Below are 13,364 nucleotides of genomic sequence, written 5' to 3' on the forward strand. Positions count from 1 at the left end.
CCCACCGGCGCTGTCCCCGGACTTGATCCGGGGACAGCTCTCCAACCCGGAACTGCGCGACGAGTGATCCGCGGATCAAGTCCGCGGGCAGCCCGGTGCTTGGGAGGTATTCGTGTATCTCCCATACCAGAACCTACCCCACCGCGTTGACATGCGGCCCGCCATCAACCAACCCTAGCGCACTGCCTGTCGTGCGGCCCCTGGACTTGTCATGCCCTTGTTTTCAAATACTTCCTCGACGTCCAGATGACCCACGCTGTCGCTCCGGTTGAAAACCGCGCCAACTACGCGATCGCCCTGGTCTTGATGTCCCAACTGGTGCTGCTGGTTCTCGATATTTCGGCCAAATGGCTGTCCATCGAGGGCATGCCGACGACGGAAATCGTCTTCGTTCGCTATGGCATGCACTTGGTGCTGTTGTTCCTGCTATTCCTGCCGGTCACCGGGAAGAACCTCTGGAAGAGCAACAATCTCAAGCTCGAAATCCTGCGCGGTGCGTGCCTGCTCTGCACGACCGGCCTCAATTTCCTCGCGATGCGCTACCTGCCGCTCACTGTCACCAGCGCCATCCAGTTCACGTCACCGCTGATCATCTGTGCGCTGTCCGGGCCGCTGCTGGGCGAAACCGTCGGTTGGCGCCGCTGGCTCGCCATCGGCGTGGGCTTCATCGGCATCCTGATCATTGTCCGGCCCGGCTCCGAGGCATTCCAGCCGGCGGCGCTGCTCAGCGTGGGCTGCGCCATTTTCCTTGCCCTGTTCTCGATCCTGACGCGCAAGCTTGCGGGCGTGGATTCCGCGCTCACCCAGCAGTTCTATGCTGGTGCAACGCCGGTTATCCTGCTGGCGCCGGTGGCCTTCACGGGCTGGGTCTGGCCTACCCAACCCATTTCATGGGCAGCTTTCGCGGTGATGGGCGCCGCGGGGCTTGGCGGGCATTATCTGAACTCGGTGGCCCATCGCTATGCGCCGCCATCGACCCTCGCGCCCTTCAGCTATTTGAGCCTGCTCTACATGGCCATGGCGAGCTGGCTGATCTTCAATCAGCCCCCAGACCAGTGGTTCATCCTGGGCGCGGCCATCATCATTCTCAGCGGGCTTTATATCTGGCTGCGCGAGCGCCAGTTGGCTAAGCGGTTTACCGCCATTGATACCGACCCGACCGGCGCCGCTCCCTAGCCGATATCGGCGCGCCAGCGGGCGGCATACTCGGCAAAGCCCTCGATAGCGAGGGGAGCAATCGCCACCCCGGCCGCCGCTGGTGCCGTCGCCCCGCCAAACAGCATGCTGGCGCCAAGACTGGTGCCCGTCGCATCACCCGACGCGCTGACCGGCACGCCGGTCAGGGATGCCAGCGCCTGTCCGAACAGGACGTTGCGCGCCAGCGGCCCCTCGATGATGATCTCGTGGCCCAGCCCGCAGAGGTCGAGGCTGGCCCGCGTCACCAGTGCGAGATAGAGTGAGGCCGCTGCCGTTTGCTCTGCTGCCGTCAGCGTCGTTGGGTCCACTGTCCAGCGCCCCACTGCGGTGGGGAAGGGGCCTACGCCCGGCATGAAGCTGGGCTGCACCCGGATATCCTCGGCGATGATCCGCGCCACGTCACCCGCGCGCGGTTCGCCGATCTGCTTCACCAGCAGGTCAAACTCCCGCCCGCCCATGAAACGCGCCGTGGGGACCGCGCGCCCGAAGGCGTCGACATTGGCGAGGCTGTCCCGCGCCGGATCCAGCCGATCTGTGCCGCCGCCAACCGTCATGACAATGGTCCAGGTGCCGGTCGAAATGATGCTGAAGGGCGGTTCTTTTCCGCCGAGATGGGGCAGCAGCGATGCATTGGAATCGTGGATGCCGCAGGTCACCGGCGTATCCGCACCAAGCCCCGTCGCTTCCGCGACTTCTGGCACAATGCTGCCCAACACCGATGCCGCAGGCCGGATGGGCGGGAACCGCTCGATCCAGCCCTGCGCCGCCACCATGCCCGAAAAGTCACCGCGCGCTGGCGCCCACAAGTCGGTATGGCAGCCCAGAGAGGTGACCTCGCTCGCCATCACGCCCGTCAGCCGCCAGGCCCAATATTGCGGATAGGTCAGGATGGCCGTGACACCGGCGAAAGCCTCGGGAAAGGCCTGCGATTGCCAGAAGATCTGCGCGCCCAGATTGAGCCCATGCGGCAGGCGCGGCGACAGCGTCTCGGCGAAATCGGGCCGCATCGCGCCGTAGGCGTCGGCCATGCTGTCGGGGCCCTCATGCTCATAATCGAGCACCGGCATGGCCAGCGTGTCCCCGGCCATCAGCGCGGCGGTGGCGCCATGCGTGGTGATGGATATCCCATCCACCCCATGTGCGGCCTGCAGCTCCCGCAGGCTATCGAGAATGAATGCCCACAGCCGCTCCACATCGGCATGGGGATAGGGCCCGTCGCGCAGCACAGTGTTGGGCGTGCTGCGCCCGGCAATTTGCTGCCGCGTCTCCGCGTCGATCAGGACGACTTTGGCGTTGGTCTTGCCAATATCAATGACGGCGACGGAACGGGGCAGGGGCATGAAGCATACTCACGGGTCTCCCCTGCCGCATTACTTGAAATCGGTGATCGGCGCCAGAACTAACATGTTAGCGCCAAGGGAGACCTACTTGATCACCAGCACCGGGATGTCGGAATGCGCCAGCACCTCGGCCGCCTGGCTGCCGAGCAGCAGCCGCCCCAGTCCACGCCGCCCATGCGACCCCATGACGATGAGATCGGCGCCTTGCCGACTGGCAGTGGAGAGGATGGCGTCCGCCGGCAGACTGTCTGGTACGTGCAGTGTTTCGATGACCTGGCCGCTGGCCTGTGCCACTTGCTTGGCCTCGTCCAGAGTGGCCTTGGCCATGTCTGCATTGGCTTTTTCGATTTCGGTGAGGATGACGCCCGTATCCATGGCAATCAGGCCGGCCGCCGGCGCCGCCAGCACCATCGGATCGGTCGAGTGCACCACGAATAGCTTTGCGCCGAACTCCTTGGCCAAAGTCAGGGCGTGGCGGAGGGCCTTGTCTGCCAGATCCGAACCATCAACGGCGACGACGATGCGTGTATACATGCTGCGCTCCTTTTCTGCTTCAGTCAGCTTATGCGTGCCATGCGGTGCTGGTCTTGATCCAGATCATACCCTCGTGCATTGCCCCGCAAGTTAATCAATACTATGGAAGCGGCATGCAACAGACCCGCAGAGATGATGCCGAGACCGTTCGGCGTGCCCGCCGTTTTAGCGTGGCCCCGATGATGGATTGGACGGACCGCCATTGCCGGTACCTCCATCGCCTCCTCACGCGCGAAGCCTTGCTGTTTACCGAAATGGTGACGAGCGCCGCCATTGTCCACGGCGATGCGGCCCGTCACCTGCGTTTTGATTGCTTCGAACAGCCCGTGGCGCTCCAGCTTGGCGGATCCGATCCGGTCGAACTGGCTAAGGCCACGCGCCTGGCGCATGACTTCGGCTATGCGGAGATCAACCTGAATGTCGGCTGCCCCTCCGATCGCGTGCAGTCCGGACGCTTCGGCGCCTGCCTGATGGCCGAGCCGGATCTCGTTGCCGATTGCGTGCGCGCAATGCGCGACGCGACGGATCGCCCCGTCACCGTCAAATGCCGCATCGGCATCGACGATCAGGATACCGAGGAAAGTCTCGATCGCTTCGCCGACAAGATGGTCGAAGCTGGCGTGGATGCCCTCTATGTGCATGCCCGCAAGGCCTGGCTCAAGGGCCTCAGCCCCAAGGAAAACCGCACCATTCCCCCGCTCGATTACGATCGGGTCCATCGCCTGCGCGCGCGGCTCACCCCGCTCCCGGTGATGATCAATGGTGGGCTGGACAGCATCGAGATCGCCGTGGCCGAGATGGCCCACACCGATGGCGTCATGCTGGGCCGCGCTGCCTATCACACGCCCATGCTGCTGGCCGATGTCGATCGCCTGTTCTTCGGTGCAACCGAGGAGCCCCAAGGGCTCGTCGAAATCATGCATGCCATGGCCGCCTATGCCGACCGTGAGGCCGCCGCCGAGGGCACCCGCCTCAACAACATCGCCCGCCATATGCTGGGGCTTGCCAACGGCCTGCCCGGCGCCCGTCAGTTCCGCCAGATTCTCAGCGTCGATGCCTGCAAACCCGGCGCCGACTCCTCGGTGATGACGCGCGCCCTAGAAGCCGTAAACCGCCACGCCCTCGCCGACGCGGTCTAGCCTCGCCCTCTTAATCCACCAGCTCCAGCGAATTCTGGGTAACGCTGTACCGGCTCAGCGTCTCGAGGAAGGTCATGCCCAACAGGCTGGTCTTGAGTGCTTCGGCCTCGGTGACGAAGGCGACGACGCGCTCGCGCACGATCCCGCCCACTTCGATGCGGTCCAGCCGCACGCGCGCCGCCCGTCCGGTGCCATTGGCCGTCGCGACGGGCAGGGTGAACGATAGCCCGCGAACGTCGATCCCCGCTGCCTCGGCATCGGCGATCGTCAGCACCACGGCGCTCGCCCCGGTGTCGAAGATCATCGGCGTCGTGTGCCCGTTGACCGTCGCGTTGATTTCGAAATGCCCGCCCACGCCCCGGCGGAAGGTGGCGATGCCTTGCTCGGCGTCCACCACGGCAACCCCGGGCCGGAACTCGCCCATCACGCGTCCAGCCATGCCGGTCAACTCGTCGCGATAGGCATAAGTCACGGCCGCCACGCCAAAAATGCCGACCCACAGCAGCAGGCTCCCCACCAGCTCGGATGCCCGGCGACGGCGCGTAAAGAGCCCACCGGCAAACACCAGGAGGATCACCAGAAGCGGGATGAGTTGGGCCGTCTGCATTTGCGTCAGTCCGGCGAGACTTCCAACATCGGCATTGATCAGCAGGGCAAGCCCCACCGCGATAACCAGCGCAATGCCGATAAAGATCATGCCTGCGCCTCCAGCGGGATTGTCAGTCTCATCAAGACGATAAAGGCATGTGCGATGACAATTTCAAGGCCGAACTGCCCCCAAGCGCGATCGCGCTGTTCAGACAAACGGCAACAGCCCCGTCAGCACGGCGATTTCCACCAGCGCCACCAGCGCTCCAATCAGGTCGCCCGTCTGCCCGCCAACGAGCCGCCGGCAAAGGGCCGTCCAGCCTGCGATCACCGCCAAAGCCAACAGCAGCGCAAAACAAAGTGCCAGCAAACTGGTCGCCGGTCCGGCCAGCAGAAACAGCAGCACGGCGGCAAACACCGCGCCCACGGCAAAACTCCGCATTGGCAGCCGTCCGGCCGCCGCCGAGGCGCCATCGGCGCGTGCAGCGGGCAATGCCACGGCCAGCCACAGCCCGCCTGACCGTCCCACGATGCTGGCCGCCAGCCACACCGCGCCCGCCACCAAGGGATTGATCGCGGCCATCGCGCCAAGGGCTGCCACGCGCAGCATCAGAAACAGCGCCAGCGCCGCTACCCCATAGGTGCCGTGCCGGCTGTCCTTCAGGATTTCGAGCCGCCGTTCGGTCGTGTGCCCGCCAAACAGGCCATCGGCCGCATCCGCCAGCGCATCTTCGGCCATGGCCCCGCTCGCCAGCACCATTGCCGCTACGGCCAGCGCGGCCGCGAAATAGCTCGGCAATCCGATCAGCGTGCCGCCGATGAGCAGCAGCACCGGGCCGCCGCCGATCACCACGCTGGCCAGCGGCAGAGCCATGGCAATACGTCCCAGGTCGGGCAATTGGTGGGGCGTGTTGCCGGTCGGCAGGCGGGAGAAAAACCGCAACGCCATCACCAGGTCGTCACCCAGTCCGTGGCCGCCAACGGGGCCTTTCGGGCCACTGGGTTCGGCTGGTGCGACGGTGGGTTCTTCGGCGTTCAATTGCTTTTCGTCCTGCAATCGGCAACAAGTCGCCACCTTCCTACCCCGAACCACCGTGACTCGCCATGCCCACGCTCAGCCCTGCCTACGCCGATGTCATTGAGCTTCTGACCATCGCTCCGGATGGTGACGAAGCCGCCGTTGCGGCGGTTCGCGCCCATGATGCCAAGCTCACTAAGCCCGCCGGCTCGCTCGGCGCTCTGGAAGGGCTGGTGGAGTTTCTTGCCCGCTGGCAGGGCCGCGCCAAGCCACGGCTCGACAATCCCATGGTCACCATCTTCGCCGGCAATCACGGTGTAACCGATCAGGGCGTGTCGGCCTATCCACGCGAAGTCACGGCCCAGATGGTCGCCAACTTCACCAATGGCGGCGCCGCCATCTCCCAGATCTGCGCGCTGCACGAAATCAATCTTCGCGTGTTCGAACTGGCGCTCGAACTGCCCACCGGCGATATCACCCTCGAGCCCGCGCTCGACGACAAGATGTGCGCCGCCACCATCGCCTATGGCATGGAAGCCATTGCCGGTAAGCCTGATCTCATCTGCATCGGTGAAATGGGCATCGGCAACACCACCGTCGCCGCCGCCATCTTCGCCGCGCTTTATGGCGGCACCGGCGCCGATTGGGTCGGCCGGGGCACTGGCGTCGATGACGCAGGTCTTGCCCGCAAGGCCGATGCCGTCGATCGCGCACTGGCCCGCCATGCCGGCGAACTCGATCACCCCCTGGCCGTCCTCGCCCGCCTCGGTGGCCGCGAAATCGCTGCCATGCTCGGCGCGCTGATTGCCGCCCGCCACCAGAAGGTGCCGGTAATCGTCGATGGCTTCGTCGCGACGTCAGCCGCCGCCATCGCCCACGCGATCAATCCCGCCGCCATCGATCACTGCCTGTTTGGCCACGTCTCTGCCGAGCACGGCCACACCCGCGCGCTCAACGCCATGGGCCAGAAAGGCCTGCTCGATCTGGGCATGCGCCTCGGCGAGGGAAGCGGCGCCGCCATGGCCGCCGTGCTGGCCAAGACCGCGCTGCACCTGCACAACAACATGGCGACCTTTGAAAGCGCCGCCATCAGCGGCAAGGACGCCTAGAGAAGCCGGCGGCCTGTCGCCGGCAATCGCCCGCTGTCACTTCTGCTCGGTATAGAGGGCCTGCACCACGTCCGACAGCGCGCGGTCAGCCTCTGAGCCGGGCTGATTGGTTACCGTGGCAATGGCCAGCCCCGTCTTGGTATCAACCAGGATCTTGGCCAGGTTCATGCCGTTCGAGCCGTTGTGGGACAGCAAGGCGTAGTCAGCCCAGTCGAATTTCGACAGGCCCCATCCAAAGGCATATTCGCCTTCGCCCGGGGTGCCTGGTGGCGGGTTTGGCATTTTGGGAGTTTGCACATGGGCGCGGTGGATTTCACCGAGCGTTGCGCTGGTCACAATCTGCGGGGCGGTGCCGCCGCTGGCATTCCAGCCGCCCCAGCGCGCGAAGTCGATCACCGACATATGAGCATTGCCGGCAGGTCCAAGCATCGGAGGAACATCTGCCGCCGCGCCCCAGGTGGCCGGCGATAGCGATCCGTCCGCAGCCAGTCGATGGCCCATCGGCGCATCGTAGAGGCCGTAGGTGGCCTGCGGCCCAAGGCCGGCGGTGGTCAGGCCGAGCGGCTCGAAGATGCGCTCATGCATCAACACTTCCCAGGGCTTTCCCGCTGCCGTGTCGATCATCGCGCCCGCGATCAGGTAACCCAGGTTCGAATATTGGAACGGCGAACCCTCGGGCACTTTTGGCTCATTGGCTTTCCACGCATCGATAGCCATCAGCCGGAGCGCGTCCGGGTTATGGTCGAAGGCATTGACGTTGAAATACAGCGCCAGGATCTCGTCATTGTCGGTGGGGATGCCGCTCGAATGCGACAGCAACTGCTGGAGCGTCACGGCCTTGAGGCCGTCACTCATGCCTTTGATCTTGCTTCCGAGCACCTCGCCCACCGTGCTGTCCCAGCGCAGCTTGCCCTCGTCCACCAGCGTTCCGGCGATGGTCGCCGTCATGGCTTTGGTGTCCGAGCCAAGGTGATAGCGGTCATTCACCGTTACTGGCAGGTCCATGCCGACGACACGTGTGCCCACGGCCCCGGCCGCGACAACTTCGCCATTCTTTACTACCGCAGCTGCCAGCGAGGGCAGCTTGTACTCGTCGCGGATCTTTTCGAGCAGGCCGTTGATGTCGGATGCGGCCAAAGCGGGCAGGGCACTGAGCGCGAGAATGCTAAGAGACCCTGCGAAGCGCGTGAAGGAATTCATTGAACAACTCCTGTCTGAAGCGGCGCGTCTAAAGGCGCAGCTTCCGCAGGAGGAGTCCATCACGCCTATGGGTTAGCCGGCCTGCGAGTAAATCTCGAGGCGGTTCTTCTTTTCCACCACCGGTGCCAGTGCATCCATCACGCGGGCGCGCGGGAAGGTGGCGATCACTTCGGTGCCGAAACGCAGCTTGCTGAACAGGTCGAACCGGCCCTGATGCAGCTCCATGATCTTCTGCACGATCGGCAGGCCAAGCCCCGCGCCCTGTTCGGCGGTCTTCTGGGCCAGGGAGCCCTGGCCGAAGGACGATAGCACGGTTTCGATTTCGGAATCTGGAATGCCGGGCCCGTTATCCTTGACCGAGATGTACTGCCCGCCATCCCCGCTCCGGGTGACGACGAGCACGATGCGGCCATGCTGGGGCGTGAACTTGATGGCATTGCTCAGAAGGTTCAGCACCACCTGGCGAATGGCGCGTTCGTCGCCCCACAGGTTCGGCAGGTTGTTGCCGGCATTGTAGACCAGCTCGATGCCCTTCGATTTGGCGCGCAGCTCCATCATGCGGCGGCAGTCTTCGGCGATATCGACCAGCGACACCACTTCTTCGTTGAGCTCGTATTTGCCCGCCTCGATGCGGCTGAGGTCGAGCAGTTCGTTGATCAGGTTCAGCAGATGCTGGCCGCTGCCGTGAATGTCCCCGGCATATTCCTTGTATTGCGGTACCTGGTGCGGCCCCAGCAGCTCCGATTTGAGCACTTCGGAAAAGCCGATAATGGCGTTGAGCGGCGTGCGCAGCTCGTGGCTCATCGTCGCGAGGAACTGCGACTTGGCGATATTGGCCTGCTCGGCATGGCGCCGCGCCTCGTCCGACATCTGCCTTGCCTCTTCGAGCTCGCTGATCAGTGCGTCCTTTTCCGCCTGATGGGAAATGGTCTCGAGCTCCGCGGCATGCATTTGGCGGGCGACATAAACGAAAAAGATCTCGCCACAAATGGCGACGGCGGCGAGCGTGTAGTTCAGCGTGCCGCCCAGCGCGATGAGATTGGCCGAAACCGTTACGGTCACGGGCAGGGTGCTCATCAGCGTTGCCGGGGGCAGGGTGTGGGTCGCCACCGAGTTGGCGGCCACGCTCACCAGCACCATGGCAAACATTACCGGCGTCAGCATGTCGGGCCGAGCGACCAGCGTAAACAGTGCGATCAACGACCAGGCGAGCCCATAGACGGTTTCGGCGGCGACGAAGCTGGTCGTCCAGCGCCCGGCATTGAATTTCGATTGCCCGCTGCGCCTGAACCGCTGCGCCACCAGCGCAACGATCAGCAGGCTCAGAATGACCAGCCCTGCCCATAGCGTGGTGAACACCACGGGCACCCAGAAGCTGGCGACGACAGACAGGATGACCACGATGGCAGCCATCGGCACTGCAGCGTTCAGCCGCGACTGCGCATAGTCATGCATCAGCTCGAAATCGTAATCGGCGCGGGTGCCGGAACTGGAGGTGAGGCGCTGTCGCGCGTCCAGTACGGTTTTCTGGGCCGTACGCTTGCCGTCACGTCCCATCTGTGAACGGACGTCATCTATGACCGTCGGTTGCGACGCCATGGAACTCATTACTCGTTACTAAATAATGCGAACAAAAAACGCATTCGCTACGCTACTGGTCCAACACTAGCGACCGCGTAGTTAACGGGTGATGAAATCTGGGGCTCACGACGATCACACTATAGACCGTTCAAAGGCCCGCGCGGGGCCGTTTTGGGCATCGCCGTTCTGGCCGTTGTCGCGGTGGCTGCGGCCGCTTTGGATCCGTTTCCGGCGCCCGTCAGCGGCATGGCGCGCGCCAGCGACGGCGACAGTTTCCGCCTTGGTGAGGATCGTGTGCGCCTGCTCGGCCTCGACGCGCCCGAACTGGCGCAGAACTGCACCGACGCCTCCGGTAAGTCCTGGCCCTGCGGCTGGGCCGCCCGCGATCGGATGGCGGGCTTGCTCGCGCGCAACTCCGTCGATTGCCGTCCCGAGGGCCGCGATCAATACGATCGACTGCTGGCCCGCTGCACCGTCGGCGGCCGCGACCTGGGGGCCATCCTGGTTGCCGAAGGTCTCGCCATATCTGCCGGAGCTTATGGCGGCGAACAGGCCGATGCGCAGCGCCAGAAGCGCGGCATCTGGTCCGGCGGATTCGACACGCCGCGCAGTTGGCGCGATGATCATGCCCGGCCGCAGGGGTGGCGCGGCTGGTTATCTGGGTTTGGGCTCTGATTATCTGATGATTTGATGCCACTGATGCCCTCGGGCTATCGTTCGGGTCGCGCAAGTTATTGCTAAGCTCGGGCGAATGTGGCAGTTAATCGTCCAAAATGAGCGGCGTTTTAGTCGGAATAAGAAATCTGATTTCGCGGGGGCGATATGGCTTTGGATAAGATCGACAGAAAAATCCTCACTCTGCTGCAGAAGGATGCGACCATGCCGGTGGCCGAAATCGGCCGCAAGGTTGGGTTGTCGACCACCCCCTGCTGGCGCCGCATTCAGAAGATGGAGGAAGACGGCGTCATTCAGCGCCGCGTCGCCGTGCTGGATCCGGTCAAGGTCAATGTCGGCGTCACCGTCTTCGTTTCGGTCAAGACCAACGAGCACAATGACGGCTGGATGCGTAAATTCGCCGGCGTCATCGACGAATTCCCCGAAGTCGTCGAATTCTACCGCATGAGCGGCGACGTCGACTACCTGATGCGTGTCGTCGTGCCCGATATCGGCGCCTACGACGCCTTCTACAAACGCCTCATCAGCAAGATCAACCTGACCGACGTCAGCTCTGCCTTTGCCATGGGCCAGATCAAATACACCACGGCCCTCCCGCTCGACTTCGCCATCGTCGTCGACGACGACAAGTAGGCCCAGCAAGCCCCGATCTGTCTCCCTCCCCCTTGTGGGGCTTGAGAGCGGCCCGCAGGGACAAATCGCTCCAGTGGAGCGATTTGAGCGAGCAAGGCCATGAGAGCTAAGCTCGAATGGCTGGTTAGGGTGGGGGGCTCAGCGCTGGTGGGCCAGCGCCAGCGCCCCCATCGCCTCGCGCAACACCTCGTGCATGTCGCGTCGCTCTCCATCGGCCCCGACGATCTGCACCCGCTGCACGCTATGGTCGTTGTATAGGCTCACCATGAAGTCTGCTTCGGACAGCTTGCCATAGTCCGCGATCGGCACTTGCACCGCTTCGGTCACCAGGTCCACGCCATCCCTGCGGCTACACAGTGCGAGCAACAGCCCCAGCGCCGGAGACGAAGCGGCCACCTCTGCCCGATATTCGAGGATGTCCCCGGCATCCGGCGGCAGCGCCGTAAACATCCGGTCCACAAAGGCGTCGATCAGCATCGCGACGAGCATCGCCTTGCGTGCCGAAAGCGGCGCAGCCTGCGCCGCGCGCCACTCGCCTTCGAGATAGTCCCGGTGTCTGGCGAGGCTATCCAAGATGCTTGCGGAAGAAGTCGAGCGTGCGCGCCGATGCCTTGGTGCAGGCAGCCTCGTCGAACCGGTCCGGGCGGTCGCTGTTGCAGAAGCCGTGCCCCGCTGAATAAACATAGATGTCGGCCTCCGGGTGGCGCCCCTTGAGCGAGTCCACCTGGTCGAGCGGAATGCCGCTGTCATTGTCGCCGAAGTGCATTTCGATCGGAATAGTCGGGGCCATCTCTATGTAGTTGGGCACTCCGCCGCCGTAATAGCCCGACGCCGCGCTGAGCCCCAGTCCCTGATGGGAAGCCGCGCGCCACGTCGTCGCCCCGCCAAAGCAGTAACCGGTAATGCCCACCTTGCCCCCGGCCGACGCCGCGCCAACGGCCGCTGCCACGTCGAGCTGGGCCGTCTTGTGGTCGAACTTTTTCATCAGCTCGCCGATGATGGCGAACTGTTCGGGGCCGTAATTGTTGCTTTCGTAGCCAAACTCGACCCGGTCGAACATCGCGGGTGCCACGGTCAGGTAGCCGTGCCGGGCGAAGCGGTCGACCACGCTGCGGATCCAGTTGTTGAGGCCCCAGACCTCCTGGATCACCACCACCCCGCCGCGCGGCTTGCCCTCCGGCGTCGCGCGATAGGCATTGAGTTCAAATCCATCGCTGGCCGTCAGCAAAATCCGTTCGCCCATGCAGTCCTCCATTCCCCCCGGTCGTTAGCCGCCCGTCACATTCATATGCCGTCCCAGTGCCGGCTCCGGCCGGGCGCGGTCGATGACAAAGTCATGCCCCTTGGGCTTGATCAGCATGGCATGGTCGAGCGCTGCGTCCAGCGCGGCCATCCCGCCATCGCGCAATGCGTCGCGCAGGTTCACCTGATCGTCCTGGCCCAGGCACAGGAACAATTGTCCCGTCGCCGTCAGCCGGACGCGGTTGCAGCTTTCGCAGAAATTGTGGCTCATCGGCGTGATGAAGCCCAGCACGCCTCCCGTCTCGGCAACATGCACATAGCGGGCGGGGCCCCCGGTGCGCTTGTCCAACTTGGTCAGGGTATAGCGCCGAGACAGCTTTTCATGCAGTTCGCGCAGCGGCAGGTAACTGTCCACCCGGTCGATGCCCACTTCGCCCAGCGGCATGCCCTCGATCAGCGTCAGGCCCATGCCGCGCCCATGCGCCCAGGCCATCATCGGCTCGATTTCGTCGTCATTGACGCCGCGCATCGCCACCATGTTAATCTTGATGGCAAGTCCCGCCGCCTGCGCCGCGTCGATCCCCGCCAGCACATCGTCGAGCCGTCCGCGGCGCGTGATGGCGCGAAACCGCTCGGGGTCCAGCGTATCCACCGAAACGTTGAGCCGCCGCACGCCCGCATCGGCCAGTCCCTGGGCATGCTTGTGCAGCTGGCTGCCATTGGTGGTCAGCGTCAGCTCTTCCAGCCCATTTCCGATACGCGCCCCGAGTGTCCGCACCAGATCCATGATGTCGCGCCGCACCAGCGGTTCGCCGCCGGTCAGTCGCAGCTTGGTCACGCCACGCGCGATGAACGCATTGGCGATGGTCTCGACTTCCTCAAAGCTCAGCACATCGCGCTTGGGCAGGAATGTCATGTCTTCGGACATGCAATAGACGCAGCGGAAATCGCAGCGGTCCGTCACCGATATGCGCAGGTAGGAAATGTGCCGCCCATAACGGTCAACGAGCGGGCGGGCAGGGGGCAGTGGGCTGGTCATGGTCTGAACTTATCGCCTGCCGGGCCGCTTTCAAAGCCGCCACAAACAAAAAGGGCCGCCCCGAAAGGC

At 64.1% G+C, this 13,364-nt stretch carries 14 protein-coding genes; 5 read left to right on the top strand and 9 right to left on the bottom strand.

Annotated features, from left to right (window positions below):
• Positions 1–246 precede the first annotated feature (246 nt).
• Positions 247–1,176 (top strand): DMT family transporter, encoded by a 930-nt coding sequence (locus ACZ5WT_RS12290; RefSeq protein ID WP_464284084.1) that lies wholly within the window; start codon positions 247–249, stop codon positions 1,174–1,176.
• On the opposite strand, the gene ACZ5WT_RS12295 is transcribed toward ACZ5WT_RS12290, so the two are convergent.
• The gene (locus ACZ5WT_RS12295; protein ID WP_464284085.1) at positions 1,173–2,537 is read right to left on the bottom strand and encodes an FGGY-family carbohydrate kinase; all 1,365 of its coding nucleotides are present in this window, start codon (positions 2,535–2,537) and stop codon (positions 1,173–1,175) included. The two genes, ACZ5WT_RS12290 and ACZ5WT_RS12295, sit on opposite strands and share 4 nt — an antisense overlap.
• Before the next feature lie 84 nt (positions 2,538–2,621).
• On the bottom strand, positions 2,622–3,071 hold the full coding sequence (locus ACZ5WT_RS12300; RefSeq protein ID WP_464284086.1) for a universal stress protein: 450 nt from the start codon (positions 3,069–3,071) through the stop codon (positions 2,622–2,624).
• 113 nt (positions 3,072–3,184) lie between these two features.
• On the opposite strand from ACZ5WT_RS12300, the gene dusA reads away from it, so the two are divergent.
• Complete coding sequence (dusA, locus tag ACZ5WT_RS12305; RefSeq protein ID WP_464284087.1) at positions 3,185–4,210, top strand: tRNA dihydrouridine(20/20a) synthase DusA; 1,026 nt, start codon at positions 3,185–3,187, stop codon at positions 4,208–4,210.
• A 10-nt stretch (positions 4,211–4,220) separates the two neighbouring features.
• Here dusA and ACZ5WT_RS12310 read toward each other — a convergent pair whose 3' ends face one another.
• Positions 4,221–4,907, bottom strand: a complete 687-nt coding sequence (locus ACZ5WT_RS12310; protein ID WP_464284088.1) for a retropepsin-like aspartic protease family protein — start codon at positions 4,905–4,907, stop codon at positions 4,221–4,223.
• A gap of 99 nt (positions 4,908–5,006) precedes the next feature.
• A complete protein-coding gene (locus ACZ5WT_RS12315; protein WP_464284089.1) occupies positions 5,007–5,837 on the bottom strand; it encodes an adenosylcobinamide-GDP ribazoletransferase in 831 nt (276 codons plus the stop codon).
• 65 nt (positions 5,838–5,902) lie between these two features.
• Here ACZ5WT_RS12315 and cobT point away from each other — a divergent pair, with 65 nt between their 5' ends.
• Positions 5,903–6,925: a nicotinate-nucleotide--dimethylbenzimidazole phosphoribosyltransferase gene (gene cobT / locus ACZ5WT_RS12320; protein WP_464284090.1), complete on the top strand. Its 1,023-nt coding sequence runs from the start codon at positions 5,903–5,905 to the stop codon at positions 6,923–6,925.
• Between the two features lie 36 nt (positions 6,926–6,961).
• Here the strand turns inward: cobT and ACZ5WT_RS12325 are convergent, their stop codons facing one another.
• Both ACZ5WT_RS12325 and ACZ5WT_RS12330 read right to left on the bottom strand, forming a co-directional pair.
• Positions 6,962–8,125: a serine hydrolase domain-containing protein gene (locus tag ACZ5WT_RS12325; RefSeq protein ID WP_464284091.1), complete on the bottom strand. Its 1,164-nt coding sequence runs from the start codon at positions 8,123–8,125 to the stop codon at positions 6,962–6,964.
• 72 nt (positions 8,126–8,197) lie between these two features.
• On the bottom strand, positions 8,198–9,724 hold the full coding sequence (locus tag ACZ5WT_RS12330) for a sensor histidine kinase (protein ID WP_464284092.1): 1,527 nt from the start codon (positions 9,722–9,724) through the stop codon (positions 8,198–8,200).
• A 153-nt stretch (positions 9,725–9,877) separates the two neighbouring features.
• On the opposite strand from ACZ5WT_RS12330, the gene ACZ5WT_RS12335 reads away from it, so the two are divergent.
• Together ACZ5WT_RS12335 and ACZ5WT_RS12340 are read left to right on the top strand one after the other, a co-directional pair.
• On the top strand, positions 9,878–10,381 hold the full coding sequence (locus tag ACZ5WT_RS12335; protein WP_464284093.1) for a thermonuclease family protein: 504 nt from the start codon (positions 9,878–9,880) through the stop codon (positions 10,379–10,381).
• A gap of 153 nt (positions 10,382–10,534) precedes the next feature.
• A complete protein-coding gene (locus tag ACZ5WT_RS12340) occupies positions 10,535–11,014 on the top strand; it encodes an Lrp/AsnC family transcriptional regulator (RefSeq protein ID WP_464287199.1) in 480 nt (159 codons plus the stop codon).
• Between the two features lie 138 nt (positions 11,015–11,152).
• Here ACZ5WT_RS12340 and ACZ5WT_RS12345 read toward each other — a convergent pair whose 3' ends face one another.
• The 3 genes from ACZ5WT_RS12345 to moaA are packed head-to-tail and all read right to left on the bottom strand — an operon-like array spanning position 11,153 to position 13,295.
• The gene (locus ACZ5WT_RS12345) at positions 11,153–11,587 is read right to left on the bottom strand and encodes a hypothetical protein (protein ID WP_464284094.1); all 435 of its coding nucleotides are present in this window, start codon (positions 11,585–11,587) and stop codon (positions 11,153–11,155) included.
• Positions 11,580–12,257, bottom strand: a complete 678-nt coding sequence (locus ACZ5WT_RS12350; protein WP_464284095.1) for a dienelactone hydrolase family protein — start codon at positions 12,255–12,257, stop codon at positions 11,580–11,582. The genes ACZ5WT_RS12345 and ACZ5WT_RS12350 overlap by 8 nt, the downstream gene beginning before the upstream one ends.
• 24 nt (positions 12,258–12,281) lie before the next feature.
• On the bottom strand, positions 12,282–13,295 hold the full coding sequence (gene moaA / locus ACZ5WT_RS12355) for a GTP 3',8-cyclase MoaA (RefSeq protein WP_464284096.1): 1,014 nt from the start codon (positions 13,293–13,295) through the stop codon (positions 12,282–12,284).
• Between the last annotated feature and the right edge of the window lie 69 nt (positions 13,296–13,364).

Source organism: Devosia sp. T2-14 (genome assembly GCF_055397495.1).

What these genes read in the sequence shown, in the direction of transcription:
- ACZ5WT_RS12290 (WP_464284084.1), top strand. Translation starts at nt 247, where the DNA reads ATGACCCACGCTGTCGCTCCGGTTGAAAACCGCGCCAACTACGCGATC.
- ACZ5WT_RS12295 (WP_464284085.1), bottom strand. Translation starts at nt 2,537, where the DNA reads ATGCCCCTGCCCCGTTCCGTCGCCGTCATTGATATTGGCAAGACCAAC.
- ACZ5WT_RS12300 (WP_464284086.1), bottom strand. Translation starts at nt 3,071, where the DNA reads ATGTATACACGCATCGTCGTCGCCGTTGATGGTTCGGATCTGGCAGAC.
- dusA (WP_464284087.1), top strand. Translation starts at nt 3,185, where the DNA reads ATGCAACAGACCCGCAGAGATGATGCCGAGACCGTTCGGCGTGCCCGC.
- ACZ5WT_RS12310 (WP_464284088.1), bottom strand. Translation starts at nt 4,907, where the DNA reads ATGATCTTTATCGGCATTGCGCTGGTTATCGCGGTGGGGCTTGCCCTG.
- cobT (WP_464284090.1), top strand. Translation starts at nt 5,903, where the DNA reads ATGCCCACGCTCAGCCCTGCCTACGCCGATGTCATTGAGCTTCTGACC.
- ACZ5WT_RS12325 (WP_464284091.1), bottom strand. Translation starts at nt 8,125, where the DNA reads ATGAATTCCTTCACGCGCTTCGCAGGGTCTCTTAGCATTCTCGCGCTC.
- ACZ5WT_RS12330 (WP_464284092.1), bottom strand. Translation starts at nt 9,724, where the DNA reads ATGGCGTCGCAACCGACGGTCATAGATGACGTCCGTTCACAGATGGGA.
- ACZ5WT_RS12350 (WP_464284095.1), bottom strand. Translation starts at nt 12,257, where the DNA reads ATGGGCGAACGGATTTTGCTGACGGCCAGCGATGGATTTGAACTCAAT.
- moaA (WP_464284096.1), bottom strand. Translation starts at nt 13,295, where the DNA reads ATGACCAGCCCACTGCCCCCTGCCCGCCCGCTCGTTGACCGTTATGGG.